The sequence below is a fragment of the Alkalihalobacillus bogoriensis ATCC BAA-922 genome (assembly GCF_000621445.1).
GTDB lineage: Bacteria > Bacillota > Bacilli > Bacillales > Bacillaceae_F > Bacillus_AO > Bacillus_AO bogoriense.
Genome location: NZ_JHYI01000010.1, coordinates 211,648 through 234,472, shown reverse-complemented (window position 1 = coordinate 234,472; position 22,825 = coordinate 211,648). Strand labels below are relative to the sequence as shown.

17 protein-coding genes and 1 riboswitch are annotated in these 22,825 nt (G+C 36.1%); of the genes, 13 read left to right on the top strand and 4 right to left on the bottom strand.

What is annotated here, in order from left to right:
- Positions 1-56 precede the first annotated feature (56 nt).
- Positions 57-2,096, top strand: a complete 2,040-nt coding sequence (locus tag T323_RS0103365; RefSeq protein ID WP_026672017.1) for a molybdopterin oxidoreductase family protein — start codon at positions 57-59, stop codon at positions 2,094-2,096.
- Positions 2,097-2,119: 23 nt separating this feature from the next.
- Here T323_RS0103365 and T323_RS0103360 read toward each other — a convergent pair whose 3' ends face one another.
- Positions 2,120-2,623 carry a hypothetical protein gene (locus tag T323_RS0103360; RefSeq protein ID WP_026672016.1) on the bottom strand — a complete coding sequence of 168 codons (504 nt, stop codon included), beginning with the start codon at positions 2,621-2,623 and terminating at the stop codon, positions 2,120-2,122.
- A gap of 113 nt (positions 2,624-2,736) precedes the next feature.
- On the opposite strand from T323_RS0103360, the gene T323_RS0103355 reads away from it, so the two are divergent.
- Together T323_RS0103355 and T323_RS0103350 are read left to right on the top strand one after the other, a co-directional pair.
- Entirely contained in the window at positions 2,737-3,123 is a 387-nt protein-coding gene (locus tag T323_RS0103355) for a VOC family protein (protein ID WP_026672015.1), read from the top strand.
- Between the two features lie 176 nt (positions 3,124-3,299).
- Positions 3,300-3,929, top strand: a complete 630-nt coding sequence (locus T323_RS0103350; RefSeq protein WP_026672014.1) for a LysE family translocator — start codon at positions 3,300-3,302, stop codon at positions 3,927-3,929.
- Here T323_RS0103350 and T323_RS0103345 read toward each other — a convergent pair.
- Positions 3,910-5,286 carry an amino acid permease gene (locus tag T323_RS0103345; protein WP_026672013.1) on the bottom strand — a complete coding sequence of 459 codons (1,377 nt, stop codon included), beginning with the start codon at positions 5,284-5,286 and terminating at the stop codon, positions 3,910-3,912. The genes T323_RS0103350 and T323_RS0103345 overlap by 20 nt on opposite strands.
- A gap of 125 nt (positions 5,287-5,411) precedes the next feature.
- On the opposite strand from T323_RS0103345, the gene T323_RS0103340 reads away from it, so the two are divergent.
- Positions 5,412-5,924 (top strand): acyl-CoA thioesterase, encoded by a 513-nt coding sequence (locus T323_RS0103340; protein WP_026672012.1) that lies wholly within the window; start codon positions 5,412-5,414, stop codon positions 5,922-5,924.
- A 178-nt stretch (positions 5,925-6,102) separates the two neighbouring features.
- On the opposite strand, the gene T323_RS0103335 is transcribed toward T323_RS0103340, so the two are convergent.
- Entirely contained in the window at positions 6,103-7,389 is a 1,287-nt protein-coding gene (locus tag T323_RS0103335) for a NarK family nitrate/nitrite MFS transporter (RefSeq protein WP_026672011.1), read from the bottom strand.
- Between the two features lie 401 nt (positions 7,390-7,790).
- On the opposite strand from T323_RS0103335, the gene nirB reads away from it, so the two are divergent.
- The 7 genes from nirB (at position 7,791) to T323_RS0103300 (ending at position 16,826) form a co-directional block, all read left to right on the top strand.
- The gene (gene nirB / locus T323_RS0103330) at positions 7,791-10,199 is read left to right on the top strand and encodes a nitrite reductase large subunit NirB (protein ID WP_026672010.1); all 2,409 of its coding nucleotides are present in this window, start codon (positions 7,791-7,793) and stop codon (positions 10,197-10,199) included.
- A 14-nt stretch (positions 10,200-10,213) separates the two neighbouring features.
- Positions 10,214-10,531 (top strand): nitrite reductase small subunit NirD, encoded by a 318-nt coding sequence (gene nirD / locus T323_RS0103325; protein ID WP_035177493.1) that lies wholly within the window; start codon positions 10,214-10,216, stop codon positions 10,529-10,531.
- A gap of 265 nt (positions 10,532-10,796) precedes the next feature.
- Entirely contained in the window at positions 10,797-12,389 is a 1,593-nt protein-coding gene (locus T323_RS0103320) for an aspartate:alanine exchanger family transporter (protein WP_026672008.1), read from the top strand.
- A gap of 157 nt (positions 12,390-12,546) precedes the next feature.
- Complete coding sequence (locus tag T323_RS0103315) at positions 12,547-13,224, top strand: hypothetical protein (RefSeq protein WP_026672007.1); 678 nt, start codon at positions 12,547-12,549, stop codon at positions 13,222-13,224.
- 110 nt (positions 13,225-13,334) lie between these two features.
- The gene (locus T323_RS0103310; RefSeq protein WP_026672006.1) at positions 13,335-14,297 is read left to right on the top strand and encodes an ABC transporter permease subunit; all 963 of its coding nucleotides are present in this window, start codon (positions 13,335-13,337) and stop codon (positions 14,295-14,297) included.
- Positions 14,290-15,174, top strand: coding sequence for an ABC transporter permease (locus T323_RS0103305; RefSeq protein WP_026672005.1), 885 nt, complete (start codon positions 14,290-14,292; stop codon positions 15,172-15,174). Before T323_RS0103310 ends, T323_RS0103305 begins: the two co-directional genes overlap by 8 nt.
- Positions 15,175-15,365: 191 nt before the next feature.
- Positions 15,366-16,826, top strand: a complete 1,461-nt coding sequence (locus T323_RS0103300) for a UDP-N-acetylmuramoyl-L-alanyl-D-glutamate--2,6-diaminopimelate ligase (protein WP_026672004.1) — start codon at positions 15,366-15,368, stop codon at positions 16,824-16,826.
- Between the two features lie 165 nt (positions 16,827-16,991).
- Here the strand turns inward: T323_RS0103300 and T323_RS0103295 are convergent, their stop codons facing one another.
- A complete protein-coding gene (locus tag T323_RS0103295) occupies positions 16,992-18,554 on the bottom strand; it encodes a Na+/H+ antiporter NhaC family protein (protein ID WP_026672003.1) in 1,563 nt (520 codons plus the stop codon).
- Positions 18,555-18,643: 89 nt separating this feature from the next.
- Positions 18,644-18,815, bottom strand: a riboswitch (Lysine riboswitch).
- Between the two features lie 379 nt (positions 18,816-19,194).
- On the opposite strand from T323_RS0103295, the gene T323_RS0103290 reads away from it, so the two are divergent.
- Both T323_RS0103290 and T323_RS0103285 read left to right on the top strand, forming a co-directional pair.
- Positions 19,195-20,949: an ABC transporter ATP-binding protein gene (locus T323_RS0103290; RefSeq protein ID WP_026672002.1), complete on the top strand. Its 1,755-nt coding sequence runs from the start codon at positions 19,195-19,197 to the stop codon at positions 20,947-20,949.
- Complete coding sequence (locus T323_RS0103285) at positions 20,946-22,757, top strand: ABC transporter ATP-binding protein (protein ID WP_156942382.1); 1,812 nt, start codon at positions 20,946-20,948, stop codon at positions 22,755-22,757. The genes T323_RS0103290 and T323_RS0103285 overlap by 4 nt, the downstream gene beginning before the upstream one ends.
- The last annotated feature ends 68 nt before the right edge of the window (positions 22,758-22,825 follow it).

The window sequence follows — 22,825 nt, the reverse complement described above, 5'->3', positions numbered from 1 at the left end:
GACTAGCCAAACACAACAATTGATAATGAAGAAACAAAGAATATGGATGTGATGTAATGGTTGATGTTATAAAGGAAAAGGAAGGAATATTTAAGTCGGTATGTTCGTTAGACTGTCCTGACCAATGTGGCCTTCTTGTTCATAAAAAAGATGGTAAAATTATTAAAGTGGAAGGGGATCCTGAACATCCTGTTACACAAGGGAATATTTGTAACAAAGTCCGTCATATGACAGAACGACTTTATGACAAAAATCGGTTACAGTACCCTATGAAACGAATAGGAAAAAAAGGATCAGGGGAATTCACAAAAATTACTTGGGATGAAGCAATTGAAATCATTCATGAGAAGTGGTCAAAATTAATGGATGAAGACGGGCCAGAAAGTATATTGCCTTATAGTTTTTATGGTAATATGGGAAATCTTACAGCTGAAGGCATGGACCGTCGCTTTTTTTATCGATTAGGGGCTAGTCAGCTAGAACGTACTATATGTCAGTCTGCCGGTACGGTCGGATATAGCTATACGATGGGAGGCAGTCTCGGAACTGACCCCGAAGAAACCGTTCATAGTAAATTGATTCTACTTTGGGGCATAAATGCAGTAAGTACAAACATGCATCAAATCACGTTAGCCCAAAAAGCAAGGAAGAAAGGCGCAAAAATTGTTGTCATTGATGTTCATAAAAACCAAACAGGTCGCTTAGCAGACTGGTTTATTCCTATCCGTCCGGGTACAGATGGAGCTCTTGCCTTAGCTTTAATGCACCTTTTGTTTAACAAAAACTACGTCGATGAAGAGTTTTTACAAAATAATACGGTTGGGCATGAGGAGCTGAGGCACCATGTCCAACAATACACACCAGAATGGGCCGCGCAGATTACAGGTATTCCTGTCGAAGATATATTAGAATTAGCCAAGCTATACGGAGAAGCGACACCATCTTTCATTCGAATAGGAAATGGACTCCAACATCACGATAATGGTGGGATGAGCATACGGACCATTGCTTGTTTACCAGCTTTAACAGGACAATGGCAGTATCAAGGTGGGGGGGCAATAAAAGGAAACTCCCATTTTCTCCGGTTTAATGCAAAATCGCTACAACGACCAGATTTACTAGAAAATAAGCAAACAAGAACGATTAATATGAATCAATTAGGTTCTGCCCTGTTACAACAAGAAAAGCCCGTTCGTTCCTTGTTTGTTTATAGTAGTAATCCCGCCATTGTCGCTCCAGAAGGAAATAAAGTCCGGAATGGATTAGAACGTGAGGATTTATTTACGGTTGTTCATGATTTATTTTTAACGGAAACGGCCAAATATGCAGACATTGTATTACCAGCGACATCTGCATTTGAAAACTTAGACTTTTATACTTCATATTGGCATCATTATATTCAATTACAACAGCCGGTCATTGAACCGTTTGGTGAAAGTAAGTCAAACACAGAACTATTCAGATTGTTAGCCAAAGCATTTCAATTTGAAGAGCCTTGTTTTCAAGATAGTGACAAAGATATGATCCAACAAGCAATAGAAAATGTTGATAATCCGTCTATTGAAGAGATTTCTTACGAACAATTAGAAAAACAGCATTTTATAAAGGCGAAGCGGAAGATAGTAACCAATGAGGTTCTTCCTACTCCGAGTGGAAAAATTGAATTATTCTCTAAAAAGATGGAAGAGGATGGTTTTGAACCTTTGCCAAGCTTTACACCTATATATGAAGAACATCATTTTCCTTACTTATTCGTTCCTGCACCAAATCATAATTTTTTAAATTCGACGTTTTCTAATAATGAAAAGCATGTCTCACTTGAAAAAACACCAAAAGTTATTATTCATCGTGATGATGCTTTGAAACATGAAATTGCCGATGGAGACTTTGTACGAATATGGAATAATCGTGGTGAAGTTGTTCTACAAGCCGTTGTTGGAGAAAATGTATTACCAGGTGTTGTTGTGACACAAGGGTTGTGGGCGGACAAAGAGGGGGAAAACCGTTTTGTAAATGCACTCACCCCAGACCGATTATCTGATATGGGTAAAGGAGCAACTTTTTTCTCAGGGCGTGTTTTGATTGAAAAAAAGTGAGGACTTTCCTCACTTTTTTATTTTTAACGTTCAAGTGAGTGGACAGTAAAAGATATGATTCCGTTTAAATCTTTAATGTTTTCTTCATTAATTTTGCGATTAAATGATAATGTTGTTTGACAAAGCTGATTTTTCTCTTTTGCCCCAATGTCATAATAGACTTTTTGCGTAATCAATGGGCGATTGTTCCAAATGGTGTTTATCTTTTGTTTAATGGTATAACATTGTTCTTCATTGGCGATGTTATGGATTAAATGTACTCTAATGTTACACCCTGATCGATGAACATCGCGATTGATTTTCTCTAGTGCAAAATCTCCGAGATTCGCTGTCATTACTATTTCAGCGGTTGGATAAAGAGTTTGTTCATCAGTACGCTTCAACTCAATTGAGAATATCCTGGACATAGTAGCCATATCAATTAAGTCTTTTCGGTTTACAATTTCAATTGTCCCTTGTAAGTCTAGGTCGTAAAGATCGCCTTCTAATACCACTTTTAGATTTTCATAAATCGTTGGATCAAACATAGTGACTCCTTTTTGAGTTAAACTGTATTATATTTTTATACAAATAGTCATTAGTAGTATAGCGTAATTTCTTTTTGTATAATAGGAGGAAGTAAACGAAAAGGAATGATAAAATGGCTATTCAAAAAATTGAGCACGTTGGAATTATGGTATCCAATTATGATAAATCAGTTCGGTTTTACAACGAAACGGTGGGGTTAGATGTCCTTACTGAACTAAAAATAGAAGGGGGACCACAACTCGCATTTTTAGGTTCAAAACAAAGCGGGCATATTTATCTTGAAATAGTCGAAACTCTTGACCAACCTTTTCCTACGGAAGGACGCGTACACCATGTAGCTTTTACGGTGTCGGACCTTGCTAGTGAAATTCAAACACTACAAGAAAAAGGAGTTACTTTTTTAACAGAAACGCCACAAACTCTACCAAATGGAGCACAATATATTTTCTTTGTTGGACCAGACGAAGAAAGAATTGAACTGTTTCAACCGAAAAAATAAAAATAGAGGGAAAGAAGGAGTTTCATTGTCACTGCATGAAACTTCTTTTAGTTTTGTTCAAAACGCACTAAAAACACTTGTTTTCATAAATCTCTAGTCGTAAAACTGATCATTCGTGAATAGAATGGTACAAGTTCTACGGGTTGTCCGTAAATTATCGGTCTGGAGGAAAGCGGATGAGTGTTTTTTTAGGGTATATTCTTTTAGGGTTATCATTAGCTGCTCCAATTGGTCCTGTTAATGCAGCACAATTGGACAGGGGGATAAAGAATGGTTTTTTTCATGCTTGGCTTGTTGGGCTAGGCGCAACAGTAGCGGATGGTATTTATATGTTACTTGTTTTTTTAGGGTTAGTTCATTTTATTGAAATTCCGTTTATGCAAACCTTTTTATGGCTATTTGGATTTTTTGTTCTTGTGTACACAGGTTATGAAAGTTTATTAGGGGCAAATAAAATTAATCTTTCCGAAATGAGAAGCCAAAAAGAATCACACATAAAATCATTTATGTCAGGATTTTTTATGTCATTATTTAATCCTTTAACGATTCTGTTTTGGCTTGGCATTTTCGGTTCCATTTTAGCAAAAACAGTCACATCTTACGGAACGGGTCAAGTTATTTTATATGTTGGTGCAATTTTTATTGGAATAACCGTTTGGGATATTACAATGGCCACACTTGCAAGTACGTTGCGGAAGTACTTATCGACTCGATTATTACGCACGATTTCAATTTTATCTGGGATATCGTTAATCGGCTTTGGTGTTTATTTTGGAATTGAAGCAGCTAGCGTTTTATTTTCGTAAAAACGGAAGGGGTTTTCGCCTCTTCCTTTTTTGCTTTCTTCCAAAAGTGACGCATGATTAACGTAATTACCGCAATAACGATAACAAAAAGCAAACTTACATAAAACCCCGGACGACTTGTTTGGTGAAATACTGTTCCACCAACACCAAGGAAGACAAGCAAAAATCCAAACCAGCGCTTTACATTATCAAACCCTGTTACATCCAATAACCGACCGTATGACCCTAAAATAAAAAACCAATTATATAAAAGCATAAGCCCTGCAGCTGTTGTAATATACTCATAAATTCGGTCAGGCATCACGACAGATAATACAATAGAAACAATAATACCCCCCATTGTTAACAAAATCGCTGGGACTGCAAACTTATTTGCGACTCGTTTTGAAAAAAAACGAGGGGCATCACGGTCTTCTGCTAAAGTCACTAAAATACGAATGACAGCAAAAAACGAAGCAACCATTGTAGAAAATCCGGCGATAATAAATACGCCATTAAAGATATGTGGTATAAAATCAATATTATAATTTTCAAGCGCTGTAACAAACGGGCTGTTTTCTGTATTAAATGTATTCCATGACACCATTATTAACGCTAACCCAACAGAAGTAACATAAATTAATGTTAAGACAGATAACATGACCTTACCTGACTTATGGACTTCCTCCATTTTATTTAAACGTACGGCAAGTAGACCCATAATTTCAATTCCAGCATAACCATAAAACCCATAAATTAGGGAAGGGAAAAACCCAGTTACCCCTTGAGGGAAGAGTTGAGAATAGGTTGTTGGAACCGAAACTTGGTTATTCCCACCACCAAATACACCTACTAGTGCTAAAATGGCTAAGATGATAAACATTAAAATAGCCGCAATTTTAAGAACAGCAAGCAAGTTTTCTACACGGTCAAACCCTTTTGGTCCCATTAATATAACAATAACTGCAAGAACCGAATAAATACTTGCTAATACCCATAATGGTACATTTGGAAACCAAAATTGAGTGAATATAGAAAGGGCTGTCATTTGGCTTCCGATAATTAACATTTCAGACAACCAATACACCCAACCACTACTAAATCCAGCCCATCGGCCATATGCTTTTTTTGCATAGGAACGAAACGACCCCTTTTGTGGATCGGCGACTGTTAGTTTTGCGAGAGCTTCAAAAACAAAATAAGTCCCTAACCCGGCGATGATAAAAGCAAAAATAACAGATGGTCCAGCAATACTAATGGCGATACTTGATCCTAGAAAAAACCCTGTACCAATTGTACAGGCTACACCAAGTAATGATAATTGCCACCACTTTAACGGCTTTTCTTTTTGTTCACCTGAATTAGTTTTCATAAGCATCCTCCTACGGTGAATATTGTTTGAATTTCTAATGGTGATTATGTATTATTTTTGTTGGATTTCCTTTCAAGATATTTTTTGCTTATAATGGTAGATAGATTATGAAAAAAGGGAGTACGAGATCTGTGAATGCAAAATATACAAAACAATCTCGAGTCGTAAAGACTCATTTAGTGTTACCAAATGACACAAACAATCATGCAAGTTTATTTGGTGGAATTTTAATGCGAAATATGGATGAAGTGGCATCGATTTCTGCTAGGAGACACTGTCGGACAGAAGTTGTTACGGCCTCAACAGATTCGGTTGATTTCTTACATCCGATATTGCAAACAGATTCAGTTTGCTTAGAAGCATTTGTTTCATGGACAGGAACAACTTCAATGGAAGTATTTGTAAAAGTTATAGCGGAAGATTTAAATACGGAGGAAAGAAAAATAGCAGCAACAGCGTTTCTAACTTTTGTCGCTATGGACAAAAAAGGGAAACCTGTTCAAGTTCCAGGAATCATTCCAGAAACAGAAGAGGAGAAAAAATTGTTCGAAACAGGAGCTGAAAGAGCTACGGTTAGAAAGGAAAGAAGAAAAAAGAGTAGGGAATTAGCCGAGTTTATGACAACAAGAAAACCGTGGGAATAACCTCCAAATGAGTCTTACGGTTATTAGACTGTAAAATCGAGAATGATTAGGATTTTCTCTATATAACGGAACATATGTCCTATAGCGTTTGAGAAACGTGACTTTTTGTAATATTAAGGGCTCACCTGTCTATAAGAGCGTTAAAAACGACCGGATAAGTTTTCCGGTCGTTTCATGATTAACACTTTACTTCTGCGTTTTTTCGTTGATAATAATACCAGTTTAAAGCGATTGAAATAACATAAAATCCAATAAAGTAGTAAAGGGCTGTTATTGGAGTTCCTGTTGTAGAAACAGACCAACCAAAAAGTTTCGGAATAAAGAATGAGCCGTAAGCTGCAAAAGCTGCTGTAAATCCTAAAACAGGAGCTGCTTCTTTAACAGGGAATATAATTGGTATCATTTGGAATGTGGAACCAGAACCCATTCCTGCAGCAATAAATAAAATTAAAAATGAAATTAGGAAGCCTAAGAATGCTTGTTGTCCAATAAAGAAAATAACAGAGAAGGCGCCTAGGCCCATAACGATAAGAACAACGGTCGTTACTAAAGCTCCGCCAAATTTATCTGATAGCCAACCACCAGCAGGGCGGAAAGCAGCAGCTAGAAAAGCTCCTAAAAATGCGAGAGAAACATACTCAGGAAACTGAGATTTTAGTAATAGTGGAAATGCGGCTGCATACCCAATAAATGAACCGAATGTTGCTACATATAAAATGGTCATAATCCAAGTATGTTTTCTTTTTACAATGACAAATTGGTCTTTAACTGACTGTTTTGCTGTTGGTAAGTTATCCATTCCAAAATAAGCAACGATCGTCATAATGATTATGGGTAATACCCATACAAAAGCAGCGTTTTGTAACCAAATTTGCGAACCGTCTGGTAATACTTGACCTTCGCCACCGATAAAAGCAAATGTTCCAATTGTAATGACTAGTGGAGTAACAAACTGAACGACTGATACCCCCATATTACCTAAACCACCATTAATACCTAGGGCCGTTCCTTTTTCTTTTTTCGGATAAAAGAAACTAATATTAGCTAAAGCTGATGAAAAGTTTCCGCCACCTAAACCACAAAGAGCAGCTAATAATAACATGACAGAGTATGGTGTATCTGGATTTTGAACCGCAAATCCAATACCGATTGCCGGTATCGCAAGTACCCCTGTTGAAAACACGACCCAGTTCCGACCACCAAATTTCCCTACAGCAAATGTGTAAATAAAACGTAAGGATGCACCGACTAGACCTGGCATTGCAGCTAATGTAAATAATTGTTCTGCCGTGAATTGGAAGCCAATATCGTTTAATCGTACGGCTACAACTGACCATATTTGCCAGACGATGAATGCTAACATTAATGTAGGTACTGAGATCCATAAATTCCTTCTTGCATGACGTTTTCCTTCTTTTTCCCAAAATACTTCATCTTCAGGATTCCATTCCTTTATTCGTGCCATTGTAATTCCTCCAGTGTTGTAGTTTTTAGACTACTAAGTTGTTTACAACCTCATCATACAATCATGAAAAAAAAATGAGTGTGACAATGATCACAACGTAGAAAAAAACTATTTTCCAACTTCACAAAAAGGACACAAAAGTGAAAAACCTTGATATAACAGGAATACCATTAAGAAAACAGATGAAAAAATAAGAGGATAAGTCATCAGAAAAATGTCGAAGTCGTAAAACAAAGGTGAAATTAAGGTTGTGTCAAAATTATGACTTTCGAACAAAAAGAAATGCGAACTGTGACAAAAATCACAACGATAGTGCCAAGTCATGATTACAATAAATGTATAGAGAAACACAAATAAAGCAAGCTCCCATGTGAAACGGTGAGCAAGTGGAGGGAACAACGATGAAGAAAAAACTCGTCATGATCGGAAATGGAATGGCAGGAGTTCGAGTAGTAGAAGAAATCTTAAACATGAATCCAAACCTATATGACATTATTATTATTGGGAAAGAACCACATCCTAACTATAATCGAATACAATTATCGAATGTGTTACAAGGGGAAACTGATTTTGAAGATACAATTATGAACCATTGGTTATGGTATGAAGAAAATAATATTCATTTATATACAGGTGTCGAAGTAACTGGAATTGAACCGACTACGCAAACGATATCTACATCTACTGGAGAAACCGTTTGTTATGATGAGTTAATCATTGCTACAGGTTCTGTTCCGTTTATCTTACCAATCCCAGGAGCAGATAAAAAAGGAGTCATTGGGTTTCGTGATATTGCTGATTGTGAGACGATGATGGAAACAGCCCAACATTATAAAAGAGCAGTTGTCATTGGTGGAGGATTACTAGGTTTAGAAGCGGCAAAAGGGCTAGCTCATTTAGGGATGGACGTTCATGTTGTTCATCTTATGGAACACTTGATGGAAAAACAATTAGATCCAGTCGCTAGTTCAATGTTAAAAGAAGAGCTTGAGGAGCAAGGACTGCAATTTCTCATGCAAAAACAAACAACAGAAATTACAGGTCATGACAGAGTCACAGGAATTACATTCAGTGATGGCACATCTATTTCTACAGACCTAGTCGTCATGGCTGCTGGGATTGTGCCAAATGTAAATGTGGCACTCGGCACACCTATAACTGTCAATCGCGGTATTGTCGTTAATGATTTACTAGAAACGAATGTTCCACATATTTATGCGGTTGGTGAATGCTGCGAGCATCGTGAAATTGTATATGGACTTGTTGCTCCTTTATATGAGCAAGGAAAAGTATTAGCTCAACGTCTTTGTGGGGTCAAAACGAACGGTTACGAGGGCTCAATATTAGGAACCCAATTAAAAGTGGCAGGTATTGACTTGTTTTCAGCAGGTGAAATATACGAGGACACCTCTACTAAAGCGATTAAAGTTCATAATGAGTGGGAAGGAATTTATAAAAAAGTACTCGTTCGAGATCAACACATTGTTGGCATTGTTTTATACGGAGATACAAAAGATAGTTCTAGGTTATATCGAATGCTTCTTCAAAAAGAAAATATCTCTGATTTAACATCAATTGCTTTTTTACAAGCTCAAGGTGACGATGAGCCTCAAGACATCGCTTCTATGCCAAATGATGAAATCGTGTGTGGCTGTAACGGTATTACAAAAGAAACAATTGTTGAAGCGATTCATACAAAAGGAGTAACGACAGTAGCTGAAATTGGTGGTTGTACAAATGCCGGACGTTCTTGTGGACGTTGTAAACCGGTAATTGCAGATTTATTAGAATATACATTAGGTGATGAGTTTAAGGGGGCAAACGAAAAAGAAACGATTTGTAGTTGTACAACACTAAGCCGTGAAGAACTATTAGTTGAAATAAAAGAAAAAGGGTTAACAACTCTTAAAGAAGTGATGAATGTACTCAATTGGAGTCAAGAACAAGGATGTTCGAAATGTCGCCCAGCAATTAATTATTATTTAGGTATGTTGTATCCAAATTATGTAGACGACAGAAATTCACGTCTTGTGAATGAAAAAATGCACGCCAACATTCAAAAGGATGGAACGTATTCAGTTGTTCCAAGAATGTATGGTGGGGTAACAAGTGCAAAAGACTTACGTAAACTAGCTGACGTCGCCGAGAAATATGAAGTCCCTCTTGTAAAATTAACAGGTGGGCAGCGTATTGGTTTATTTGGTTTAACTAAAGATCAACTTCCTTCAGTATGGGAAGAGTTAAATATGCCTTCGGGTTACGCGTACGGCAAAACATTACGAACAGTAAAAACATGTGTTGGATCAACGTTTTGCCGTTTTGGTACACAAGACTCAATGAGTTTAGGGATTGAGTTAGAAAAGAGGTTTGAACGGTTAGATACCCCACATAAAGTTAAAATGGGCGTATCTGCTTGTCCGCGAAATTGTGCCGAGTCTGGAATAAAAGACGTTGGAGTTGTTGGAGTTGAAGGTGGTTGGGAACTTTATATAGGTGGAAACGGTGGTACAGATTTACGTGCGGGAGACATGTTATGCAAGGTGCAGACTGAAACTGAGCTTATGTTTATTGTCAGTGCTTATCTTCAATATTATCGTGAAACGGCACATTATTTAGAAAGAACATCCACTTGGATGGAGCGAATAGGCTTAGACCATATTAAAGAAGTACTAAGCAATGAAGAAATGTGCAAAGAATTAAACGAACGTTTAAATGAAACATTACAACGATATGAAGAACCTTGGGAAAAAGCAATTACACAACAAGATATTCGTGAACAATACTATACAAAACGTGAATTTTCATTTTAATAGGAGGGGCTTTCATGATGACGAAAACGAAAATTAATATCGGGTCACTTCGTTCTTTTCCAGTCGAAATTGGTCAATCAATAAAAATTGGTGATGAGGAGATTGCTATTTTTCGGCTAGATAATAATAGAGTATATGCTCTTGAAAACAGAAGTCCACATCCAAAAGGTGGTATCATTTCTGAAGGTCTCGTAAGTGGAGAATTTGTATTTTGTCCACTCTATGATTGGAAAATATCGTTAAAAACAGGTGAAGTACAAACACCTGATGAAGGATCAATTCGTACATTTGAAGTCGAAATTTCAAACGAAAACGTGTATATTACTTTGTAACTGTCAATAACAAACAGGATGTCCTTCTCCCTAAGGACATCCATTTGTTAAAAGATAAGAAAGAAAAATTTTGGTGTAGCAGTGAAGCTTTGAAATCTTATTCTAGAAGAGCGAAGGCTGCGCACCTGCGCGTTTCACCCCAAGAAGAGCACTTGGGGTTCACTGCTGTCAAAAGAGTGCAGGGCTCCGCACTTCGCTTTAAAAGAAAAGACGCTTCGCGTTTTTCTTATTTATGTTTTTTTATTTTTGAAGGGAGTCTTTTGTTATGAGTGTATTTTTAAGTGACCCTTTAATTCTTATTTTTATCATTTTATTTATTGGTTCTTTTATTGGACAGCTAAAGTTTAAAGGGTTAAATATTGGGGCTTCAGGTGTTTTACTGGTAGGGATGATTTTTGGTCATTTAGGATATCAAGTTCCTACTGTTGTTCAAAATTTAGGTTTAAGTCTTTTTATCGTTTCCGTCGGTTTACAAGCAGGTCCTAGATTTTTCCGAATGTTAAAAAGTAGTGGTCTTATCTTTGCTATCATAGGCCTTTTTATTGTAGTTGTTGCATCTGTCACAACGGTAATAGTTGCTTATCTTTTTGATCTATCTGCTCCATTAAGTATTGGTTTAATGACAGGAGCTTTAACGAGCACCCCTGGTTTAGCAGCTGCGATTGAAGCAACAAACGACCCACTTGTTTCTGTTGGATATGGTATAGCCTATCCGTTTGGGGTAATCGCGGTAGTTTTATTTGTTCAACTTCTTCCTAGAATTCTAAAAGTAGATTTAAAAGCTGATTTAAAGCGTTCAGAAAAAACAATTAAACCAAAAGGTTCTCTTCAAACGATGCCGATCGAAGTTGCTAATGATCTCGTCCATAAAAAAACAATCAAAGAATTGCAAACAGAAGTAAAAAGTCCAGTCGTTATTAGTCGGGTCATTCGTGGGAATCGAAATTTCTTAGGGAGAAATGATACCGTTCTTCTTAAAGGCGATCAATTAGTGGCAGTTGGTTATCCATCTGAGTTAATTCAATTTAAAGATTATGTTGGATTTCTGGCCAAAAATGGTGTCAATATAAGGGAAAATTTAAAATTGCATCGGATTGTTGTCGATTCACATGATTTAATCGGAAAAAGCCTTCGTGACATTCATTTAAGAGAAAATTATGATGTAACGGTTACACGTATGGAACGTGATGGCTATGAATTTAGTCAAAGCCCAACATGGCGATTAGAACGAGGTGATGTTCTAACGATTGTCGGTAGTAAAGAAAGAATGGAAGAAGTCAGAAAACTTTTTGGAGCCAAACAATTATCAGAAACAAACGTTCATATTTTTTCTTTAAGTTTGATTTTGTTAATTGGTATATTGATTGGAAAAATTCCGATTTATATTCCTGGTCTAGGAAGTATGACGCTTGGTGTCGCTGGAGGCCCATTGTTTATTGCGATAATTATTGGCCATTTTGGGAAAATTGGACCTATTAAAGCACGTTTTTTTCAACCATCAAATCGAGTCATTCGTGATGTCGGAATGGTTTTATTTTTAGCCGGTGCGGGAACAACTGCTGGCAGTGGGATAGTAGATGTCATTGCAAATCAAGGAATAGGCTTAATATTAGGAGGTGCAATCATTACTATCGTTCCAATGTTGCTTGCATTTTTCCTTGCTCGGAAATTATTCCGTTTAAGTATTATCCATTCTTTAGGGTCCATTTGTGGAGGGTTAACGAGCACTCCTGGCCTAGGTGCCTGTAACCAACTAGTTGATACCGAAGATGCGGCCATTGCCTATGCCGCTGCTTATCCAATTGCGCTCATATTTGTTGCTGTTTCTTGTCAAATCCTCGCATTAATTTTATCCTAATTAGATTTATTGTTATATCTAATTGAAATAGAACACTCGAGTACTGGCCGTTAAAAGTATTTTCATTGGCTACCATCATATTATAAATTGTACATATTTTCCATCCTTACTCAATAAGATGAACTATGCATTATTTTTAATCGTAAGGATGGGGTCAATGTTGAAAAAAGGAATCGTGATTTTGTTGTGTAGTGTAGTCATTATGACAGCGTGCAGTAAGCAAACAAGTTCACTAGAAGAGAAAAAAGAAGATAAAGATCCAAGGCTTTCATATTATACAGAGGAGCAAATCGAGTTAATTGAAGAGATTGAAGAAGCGGTAGCAACAGGAGAAACAAAACTTCTCACAAAAGAAGAAAGAGATTCTCTTGATCGGACCATTCGTCTTAGAGAAGGCGCAAGCTATTATAGTATATTAGGTTATGTCGATATGACAATCCACTCTCTAGATGAAATTGATGCTCCTATAGAAAACAAAGAAGAACAGACTTTTTTTCTATTAGACTTCGAATTAACACCTTACTTTACAAAGCATCATATTACTACATCGGACAAGTATTCGCTTGCAAACGTTTTTCATGTAGAAGTTGTTCATGACGAAGAAAAACTAAATTCTACTCTTATTGATGGTGGGAAATTGGAAGAAATAGTAGGTGACCATAAGGAGGAAACGACTTTACAGTTGTTACATTTAACAGATAAAGTAGAGTTTGGGAAACCAATTATCGGATCATTGCTTATCGCTACAGAGCATTCAGAAGAAATAACGTTTATTATTGGAAAGCAAGGTGGCTTAACAAGTAAAGTAACCGTATCTCTTGATCACGAGTCCTAATTGTGGGACTCTTTTTTGTATTTCATATTCTCTCATAATTAAACATCTATCATCTAAAACTGTTAATCTATGGTAGAATGGATGAAAGAATTAGAAAAAGAGGGATAATTTTGGTCATTGCAAAAGAAATATTAAAAACATTATTCGTTTGGTTCCTAGCGATGGTTGTCATCATTTTATTCGCATTACTACCAAGAACAATCGAAGTAGAGTATAGCGAATATGAGCTAATTACATCTTATTCGATTCCTTATGAATTCTATATGGAAAATATTAAGAATTATTTGAATATGGTGTTTTTTGAACATACGTTAGGAAAAACTAGATTTGGAACATCTGTTTTTGAAGAAGTTATGATGTATGGTGGTCGGAGTTCAATTGTCATCGCTATTGCTTTTTTATTTGCCATTGTTTTTGGGACAGCGAAAGGTTTTTTCGACTTTATAGTTAGAAAAAGTAAAGTGCGAATGTTAGGAGGTCCGACAACATTTACTCTTCAATCTTTTCCAGACTTTTTTGTCGTTATTGTATTTCAGCTTATTATGTTATGGTTGATTAGTTTAGGATTACCAAACATTAGTTTATTCGGAAATGAAAGTTGGCATCACTTCTTATTAGCTAGTTCTTTACTTTCTATATTTCCAATGATGTATATGGCGAGAATTGTTAGTTCATCTTTAATGTTAGAAGAGGGATTACCTTATCTTACAACGGCTAGAAGTAAAGGGTTGTCTAATTTCTTTGTCCTGTGGAAACATCAATTCACAAACGGGTTAATTCATGTTATACCACATATTCCTACGATATTTTTATATGTTATGTCAAACCTTGTTATCATTGAATATTTAATGTATTTTAGAGGTGGCGCCTATCGACTTTATCAAGCGTTAGGATTTGCTGAGGCACAAATTACTGGTGGCCGAAATCGGACACCTTTTAATGAAATGATGTTTGAGCCTGAGCTTGTTATTGCATTGTTAGCCGTATTTATTAGTTTTGTTGCCCTCATTCATTTGCTTTGTAAGTTATTTATGCATTTTTCTCCTTTATTGAAAGGAGGACAACATGAATAATCAATTAAAAATTGCCATAGTTTTGCTAGGGTTACTCTTTTGTTTTTGTTTATTAAGTTTTGTCGATCCGATCCTTCAGCCAGAAGAGGAACGGTTAGAATACATATTAAAAGATGACGGTCAAATCCTTATTCCACCATATCCTCCATCTGAACAATTTTGGCTTGGTACAGATCAGAATGGAAGGGACATTTTTACTTATCTAGTAAAGGGTGGGCTTAATACGCTTCTTATCGTTTTTGTTATTTCTCTCATTCGTTTTGTATTTGCTGTTCCTTTAGGAATACTTGCTTATAAACGAAAAGGGATCAGTCATTCCATTATCCATGGATTTAATAGTTTTTTTTCAATGGTTCCAATTTTATTTATTGCCATTTTAGTGTTAAATTTACCGATGGTTTTAGTGGCCGAACACAGACTTTTACTTTCTGTCGTCTTGATTGCATTATTAGAATGTGGAGCCATTGCCGTGGCTGTACAAAATCACGTCCGTCAAATATATGAATCTAGCTATATGGAAGGTGCTATTGTGAATGGGAGTTCTAAATTGACAGTGGGAAGATTTTATTATTGGCGGCATGTTAGATCCCATGTCATTATAATGTTTTTCTTAGATGCTGCTAAGGTGATGTTATTATTAGGACAACTTGGATTTTTATCGATGTTTTTATCACAAGATTGGCTATACGATGAATCGGTAGGAATCGTTGTTCGAAATAATCTTGAAATATGGCCGACAATGTTAGCTGACACGCGTCAATATTTACGTTCGGATATTTGGATTCCATTATTTCCAGCCTTTATGATTGCCTACACAATATTTTCACTACAGATGTTTGGAGAAGGATTACGAAAACATTTCGAACGAAGAAAATAATAAAAGAAGTAAAAGTAAGTAGCTGAGACAATAGGTGTGTTGTAAACACCTATTGTCTCAGCTTTTTTCGCATAGTATAACTCCTTATAAAAAAGTTATTTCATGATTGGATTATATATCTTTTAGGAAAAGGGCAGAATACAAGAAGTATATGTTTTCTACCCTTTTTATCTCATTTAAAGGAGTTCAATATGAAGCTTTTCTCTTTGTTAGAACCTTTACATATCATACATAAACCTGACGATCTTGAAGATATATCTATATTAAATATCCAGTTTCACTCCAAAAAAGTTACGGACCAATCCGTGTTTGTTGCAATCTCAGGTCATGAACACGATGGTCATGATTATATAAATGATGTAATAAAAGCAGGAGCGGTTGCTATTATCGGAGAAAAACCATTAAGGAATCTTAACGTACCATATATTCAAGTTCAAAGCAGTCGGTTAGCATTGACACAATTGGCCAAACAATTCTACAAAAATGAAAGAAAGCCTGTTTTAATAGGTGTTACAGGAACAAACGGAAAAACAACAACGACATATATGTTACGTCATATATTGGAAGAAGCAGGCTTCCGCTGTTCGTTAATAGGTACTGTATCACACATTATCAATGGCATAAGCTTTGCCTCTGAGAATACAACTCCAGATACATTAACATTACACAAGTTGATTTCTGAAAGCCATGATGACGTCATCATTATTGAAGTGTCCTCTCACGGTCTAGAACAAGGTAGGGTAGAAGGGCTTGAATTTCATTATGCCTTATTCACAAACTTAAGTCATGATCACTTAAATTATCACGGTTCCATTTATCGTTATTTTGAAGCGAAATCCAAACTTTTTGATTTTCTAGCTCCAACTGGTGAAGCGATTATAAGTACATCAAGTGAATGGGGAACAAGATTAATTGATAAATTAATCAATGAAGAAAAGAACGTGTACTCTGTCGGTTACAATGAAGTGGATAATATGAATGTTCAAAATGTTAATGTAGAATTTTCTACCGATTTTGAATTACACGATGGTGCTGACTCGTATAAAGTTAATGTCCCTTTAACAGGTGTTCATAATGCATGGAATGCTTCATTATCTTTTGTCACTGCGAAACGAATGGGAGTTAAAAGTCAAAAAATCATTCAAAGCCTACGCTCCTTTCCAGGAGTACCAGGCAGATTTGAAATGTATCCTCTGGGTAATGGTGTAACAATGGTTATCGATTATGCTCATACACCAGATGCACTTACACACTGTTTTCAAACCCTTCATTCCGTAGGCGCAAAAAAAATAACCCATATCTTTGGATTTAGAGGAAATAGCGATCCGACAAAGCGCGCAGAAATGCTTGAAATTTCCTCAAAATGGAGTGGAGAGTATATTTTAACATTTGATGATTTAAATGGTGTGAAACAAAAAGAGATGATTTCTTTATTAGAAATGTACCAAAAGCAATATGGGAATGGAAAAGGTCGTATTATTCCGGACCGAACGTTAGCGATCCAATCTGCGTTAGAAAATGCAAAAGGTGACGATTATATTTTAATTACAGGAAAAGGTCCTGAAAGTTACAAAGAATCTTTTTGTTTACCAACAACATCAGATAAAGAAACGATTTTATTCATTAATAAGCAACTTCGTTTAATGCAATAAACTCGGAGCGTCTTTTCTTTCAAGCGAAGTGCGGAGCCTTCGCTCTTATTGAAATAGCTTTCAAAGCTTCACCGCTACATCCTTATCTTTAAACAAAAAACCGAATTCAATCCATAAAATTGAACTCGGTTTTTCAAATTATGATATGAACTTAATGTGTGTTCATTATGAATGTTTAGAATAACGAATGAGAAATCCTATAATAAGACCAAAGAGTAGGAGTGATATGATTAAACCAAACCATACAGAACCTGTGACACCAAGAACAATATAGCCAACACTTGATAATATAGCAGCAATAATCGCATAAGGTAATTGAGTGACAACATGGTCAATATGGTGACAACCAGCCCCAGTAGAAGATAATATCGTCGTATCTGAGATAGGAGAGCAATGATCTCCAAATACTGCACCAGCTAAAACAGCTGCTAGTGAAGGAAGTAATAAGCTTGGTTCAACAATAACCATAATTTGTCCTGCGATCGGCAACATTAAACCGAATGTTCCCCAAGAAGTTCCGGTTGAAAAAGCCATTATTCCTGCTAGGATAAATAAAATTACAGGAAGCAAAGCAACAGAAAAGTTAGACTGTTCAATAATTGATGCTAAAAAGGTTCCCGTTTCAAGTTGGTCAATTAAATCAACGATCATCCAAGCTAAAATTAAAATGTATATAGCTGGTAACATCGATTGAATGCCTTGCCATGACGCCTTCGATGACACTTGAAAAGGAAGTGCTTTTTTTACAGAGACCTCATATACAAAGAATAGAAACGTGATAACAACTGTGACAATTCCTCCGTACAAGAGTGCAGCAGCTGGGTCCGTATTCGCAAACACATCAAGAATCGTAGCCCCACTACCTGATTCTTGATAGCCTAAGTAAATCATTGATGTAACGGTTGCTACAATTAATGTCATAATTGGTACGATTAGGCCAAGTACAGAACCTGTTTGACTTACTGGTAAATCTTCTTTTAATTCTCCTGGAACCTTGCCTCGTTCGGTTGAAAACGTTTGTCCTGTTTGAATTGCTCGCAGTTCATGTTTTTTCATTGGACCGATATTAATATTACATGTAGCTGTGACAAAAACAAACAAAATCGAAAGAATAACATAATAGTTCATTGGAATCATTTGAATAAAAGCGGTAAATGAACTATAGTCGCTAATGTGATGATAGGTTAATATCGTACCAATAATTCCGATAATATAGGCACCCCAACTTGATATTGGTGAAACAACACAAATAGGGGCTGATGTGGAATCGATAATGTATGCTAGCTTAGCCCGAGAAACATTGTGCCGATCTGTTAAAGGACGACTAACTTGTCCTACTGCTAAAGCATTAAAATAATCATCAATAAAAATAATGACCCCCAATATTGCTGTAACAATTTGTGCGCCAACTCTTGTTTTCACACGACGAAGAGCCCATTCTCCAAAGGCACGACTCCCACCAATAACAGTAATAAAGGCCGTAATCATTCCTAAAAGTAATAAAAACAAAAGAATATAAACGTTCCATGTATTTATTGCCCCGTCTGATACGAAAATAGTATAAAAAGAATTAACGAGTGTTTGTAATGATTCGATTGGTGAGAACTGTTCTAGTAATAGTGCTGCAGATATGATTCCAACCCCTAATGAAAGTAAGACCTTTCTCGTTAATAGCACCATAACGATCGCTACAACCGGGGGGATTAAAGAATAAATTGTACCTTCCAAAAAAATTTCCTCCTTAAAATGACAACAAAATGACAAAAAAACAGAGCTAAGATAGGATGACTATCATAACTCTGTTTCATTTGTAGACACGATCAGTACGTTCTCCATTACTATTGTAATGACAGTGTTGGCCCTATTAAGGACAACCCCAATAAAAAAGCATGACGTCTTTTCTATTTCGGCAAAAAGCCCTTTCTAAAGTGATCAAAGGTTGTCAGCCTCACACAATGTACTAATGCTTTTCGCTCCCCAAACTAAATCGAGTTGATAGTATTATTTTGTTGTATATAAAATCCAACTCTATTTATACCGTATATGTAAGGAAGAGGTCAAGTGTTATTGCTTTGTAATTTATGGCATTTTGATGGACAAGTTTCCACTAAGGCTACTTTATCTTTTTTTTGTTGTTATATATCCAAGCAATATCAACATAAACTATTCAAATCGAAGGAAAGATTTTGGGAATGGGCGTAATTTTTAAATATAATCGTATTTTCTTTACATATTAGACGGTTTCAGTTAAATATCATTGTTTTTACAAAGTTATTCATTAAAAAGTTGTAGAAATTTATTTCGAAAACCGATATATTATTACTATTCCCTAAAAAAGGTGGGAACTATAAATTAAAGGGGGAGTTGGATGAATACATTTAAAAGGCTCAAAGAGTTTTATTGGCCTTACAGAAAATATTTTTTTGGATCCATTTTATTTTTGTTACTCGTAACGGCTATTACCGTAATCTATCCAATCATATTGCAAATTACAATTGATTATGCCGTCATTGACGGGCAATACCACATTATTCCTTATATTGCTTTTGGTTTCATTGCATTAATGATAATAAAAGGGTTTGCTACATATTCGCATCAGTTTTTAGGAGATTTATTTGGCGTACGGGCCGTCTATGAACTACGGAATGCGTTATATAAAAAACTACAGTACTTGCCTTTTCGTTATTATGATAACGCAAAAACCGGGGACTTAATGTCTCGATTAACAGCTGATGTAGAAGGGTTCCGGTTCTTTTTATCATTCGGATTTGCCCAACTTTTTAATTTGATCTTATTAGTTGGGTTTAGTTTTGGAATCATGATGTTTTACAGTGTCCCTTTAGCATTAGTCACATTAGCTTCTATGCCTTTTTTAATTATTACCGTGTATCGTTTTGACAAAAAAGTCCATCCTGCTTTTACCCAAATCAGAAAATCGTTTGGAAGATTAACAACGAAAGTACAAGAAAACATAAGTGGTATGAATACAGTTAAATCGTTGTCACGAGAAGATTTTGAGATTGATAAGTTTGTTGATAAAAACAAAGATTATAAAGATCGTTTTATTCATACTTCAAATATATGGGCACGATATTTCCCAATAATGGAACTCATTGGGCAAATCTGTGTCGTTGTATTATTAGGGTATGGTGGTTGGTTAGTCATACAAGGTGCACTTCAACCTGGCCAACTTGTCGCGTTTTTCTCATTAGTATGGTATATCATCGGACCATTAATGAATTTAGGCTTTATCATTAATACTTTTTCCCAGTCGAAAGCCTCTGGAGAAAGATTGTTAGAATTACTGGATGAACAAGAAGACATCCAAGATCGCAAAGATGCTCTTGATTTTCCTCGCTTACAAGGTCATGTTACATTTAAGAATGTAACACATCAATATGATGAAGAAGAAGAAGTAGCGTTAAATAATATTTCGTTTGATGCACCTCCAGGTAAGATTATTGGATTAATTGGGGCAACGGGTTCCGGGAAAACGAGTATAACTCAGCTTATTTCGCGATTTTATGAACCAAATGATGGCCAAATATTAATTGATGGTCAAGATATTAAACACTACTCATTGAATTCGCTTCGCCAAAATATAGGTGTTGTCCTTCAAGAATCATTTTTATTCTCTTCTTCTATTCGTGACAATATTGCATACGGAAATCCAAATGCTTCTTTAGAAGACATTATAAAAGCTGCTAAGAGGGCGCAAGCACATGAATTTATCATGGAACTAGATGATGGCTATGATACGATACTTGGAGAAAGAGGAATGGGGTTATCAGGTGGTCAAAAGCAACGAATTGCGATTGCACGTTCGATTTTAATCAACCCTAGCATTCTTATTTTAGATGATGCAACAAGTGCGGTTGATATGAAAACAGAAGGAAAAATCCAAGCAGCATTTCGTGAAGTGATGAAAGGTCGTACAACGTTTATTATCGCTCATCGGATTTCTTCTTTAAAACACGCAGACGAAATATTAGTGTTAGATAAAGGGGAAATTACTGAACGAGGCACACATAAACAATTAATTACAAATGACAATGGCACGTATCGAAGAATTTATGATATTCAATTTCAAGACCAACATGTTGTAGCGGGGGTGAGCCAATGATAAAGAAGGAAAAGCCAAGACATCGGTTCCACTATTCCGTTGATTCAGCAATTGAAAAGCCGTTTAACTGGCTACAAATGATGCGATTGTTTAGTTATTTAAAACCATATCGAACAAATTTATTACCCTTGGCGATTATTGCGATGGTCATTTCAACAGTCGTTCGCTTAATTACACCAATATTAATCGGGGTTTATGCTTTAAATAATGTCATTTATGAACGAAATCTAGATAGCTTGCGAAATGTCGTATTGCTTATTGCTGCATTGTATATATTATCTTGGATTGCAAATACATTTCGAATTCGTTGGATGAATAAGCTAGGTCAAAATGTCATATATGATTTACGCCAAAGCTTATTTAAACACATTCAACGGCTATCACACCGCTTTTTTGACCAAAGATCAGCTGGTTCGATTTTAGTTCGAATAACAAATGACGTAAATTCGCTTCAAGATTTATTTACCAATGGAGTTATCAATTTATTAATGGATATTTTATTGCTCATTGGTATTATTGTCATCTTGTTTTTCTATAGCCCCGAGCTCACATTAGCTATTATGGTCATTCTTCCGGTTATGTTTTTTATCTCTACGAAACTACGAAGAAAAATTCGACGGTCATGGCAAAATGTGAGGGTGATACAATCTCATATTAATTCGCATTTAAATGAGAGTATCCAAGGGATCCGAGTTACTCAATCGTATACGCAAGAAAAAGAAAACATGAGTTTCTTTAATGATATGAATGAAAAAAACTTCCAAGCTTGGCGAATTGCGACTCAGCAAAATGCTTTGTTTCGACCGTTTGTCGAGATGTCCAATGCATTTGGTACGGTTATTTTAATTTGGTATGGCGTCCATTTAATTCAAACAGGCAATATTAATGTTGGAATCTTTGTCACATTCGCATTTTATTTAGGGATGTTTTGGGAGCCGATTTCTCGTTTAGGCCAAGTGTACAATCAACTTCTTGTTGGTATGGCGTCTTCAGAAAGAATATTTGAATTTCTAGATGAAAAGCCTTCAGTTCCAGAAAAAAAGAATGCTGTCGATTTACAAAAAATTACCGGTCATATTCAGTTTGAAAATGTTGAGTTTGCTTATGATGAAAATCGAAAAGCTTTAAACAATATTAATCTAGAAATGAAAGCTGGGGAGACGGTTGCTTTAGTGGGACATACAGGCTCTGGGAAAACAACGATTGTGAACTTGATTACTAGATTTTATGATCCGACGAGTGGGAAAGTAAAAATCGATGGCCAAGATTTAAGAGATATCACTTTGGATAGTATCCGATCGCAAGTGAGCATCGTTCTTCAAGATACGTTTATTTTTTCAGGGACAATTATGGAAAATATACGGTTTGGTCGTCCGGATGCGACGGATGAGGAAGTCATTCAAGCTGCAGAAATGGTTGGGGCAAGCCAATTTATTACCCGCTTAAAAAATGGCTATCAAACAGAAGTCGAAGAGAGAGGTAATATATTATCGGTCGGAGAAAGACAACTATTGTCGTTTGCTCGTGCATTGTTGGCCGACCCGCAAATTTTAATATTAGACGAAGCAACGGCAAGCATTGATACAGAAACAGAGCAAATTATTCAAAAAGCATTAAACACTTTGTTAAAAGGGCGTACAGCTATTATGATCGCCCACCGTTTATCAACGATCCGTGAGGCAGATAATATTATTGTGTTAGATCATGGTGAAATTATGGAACAAGGAAACCATGACGAACTTATGAAACAAAAAGGACGATACTATCATCTTGTTCAAGCACAATTTGACGCTCTTCATGTAGGATAAGAAAAACCGTAGCGTCTTTTCTTTCAAGCGAAGTGCGGAGGCCTGCCCGCTTTTGATAGTGAACCCCA

Bases quoted from the DNA above. Each gene is read 5' to 3' on its own strand.
- T323_RS0103355 (WP_026672015.1), top strand. From the start codon at position 2,737: ATGGCTATTCAAAAAATTGAGCACGTTGGAATTATGGTATCCAATTAT.
- T323_RS0103305 (WP_026672005.1), top strand. From the start codon at position 14,290: ATGAATAATCAATTAAAAATTGCCATAGTTTTGCTAGGGTTACTCTTT.
- T323_RS0103335 (WP_026672011.1), bottom strand. From the start codon at position 7,389: ATGGCACGAATAAAGGAATGGAATCCTGAAGATGAAGTATTTTGGGAA.
- T323_RS0103320 (WP_026672008.1), top strand. From the start codon at position 10,797: ATGAGTGTATTTTTAAGTGACCCTTTAATTCTTATTTTTATCATTTTA.
- T323_RS0103290 (WP_026672002.1), top strand. From the start codon at position 19,195: ATGAATACATTTAAAAGGCTCAAAGAGTTTTATTGGCCTTACAGAAAA.
- T323_RS0103350 (WP_026672014.1), top strand. From the start codon at position 3,300: ATGAGTGTTTTTTTAGGGTATATTCTTTTAGGGTTATCATTAGCTGCT.
- T323_RS0103285 (WP_156942382.1), top strand. From the start codon at position 20,946: ATGATAAAGAAGGAAAAGCCAAGACATCGGTTCCACTATTCCGTTGAT.
- T323_RS0103360 (WP_026672016.1), bottom strand. From the start codon at position 2,623: ATGTTTGATCCAACGATTTATGAAAATCTAAAAGTGGTATTAGAAGGC.
- nirD (WP_035177493.1), top strand. From the start codon at position 10,214: ATGATGACGAAAACGAAAATTAATATCGGGTCACTTCGTTCTTTTCCA.
- T323_RS0103315 (WP_026672007.1), top strand. From the start codon at position 12,547: ATGTTGAAAAAAGGAATCGTGATTTTGTTGTGTAGTGTAGTCATTATG.
- nirB (WP_026672010.1), top strand. From the start codon at position 7,791: ATGAAGAAAAAACTCGTCATGATCGGAAATGGAATGGCAGGAGTTCGA.
- T323_RS0103365 (WP_026672017.1), top strand. From the start codon at position 57: ATGGTTGATGTTATAAAGGAAAAGGAAGGAATATTTAAGTCGGTATGT.
- T323_RS0103345 (WP_026672013.1), bottom strand. From the start codon at position 5,286: ATGCTTATGAAAACTAATTCAGGTGAACAAAAAGAAAAGCCGTTAAAG.
- T323_RS0103300 (WP_026672004.1), top strand. From the start codon at position 15,366: ATGAAGCTTTTCTCTTTGTTAGAACCTTTACATATCATACATAAACCT.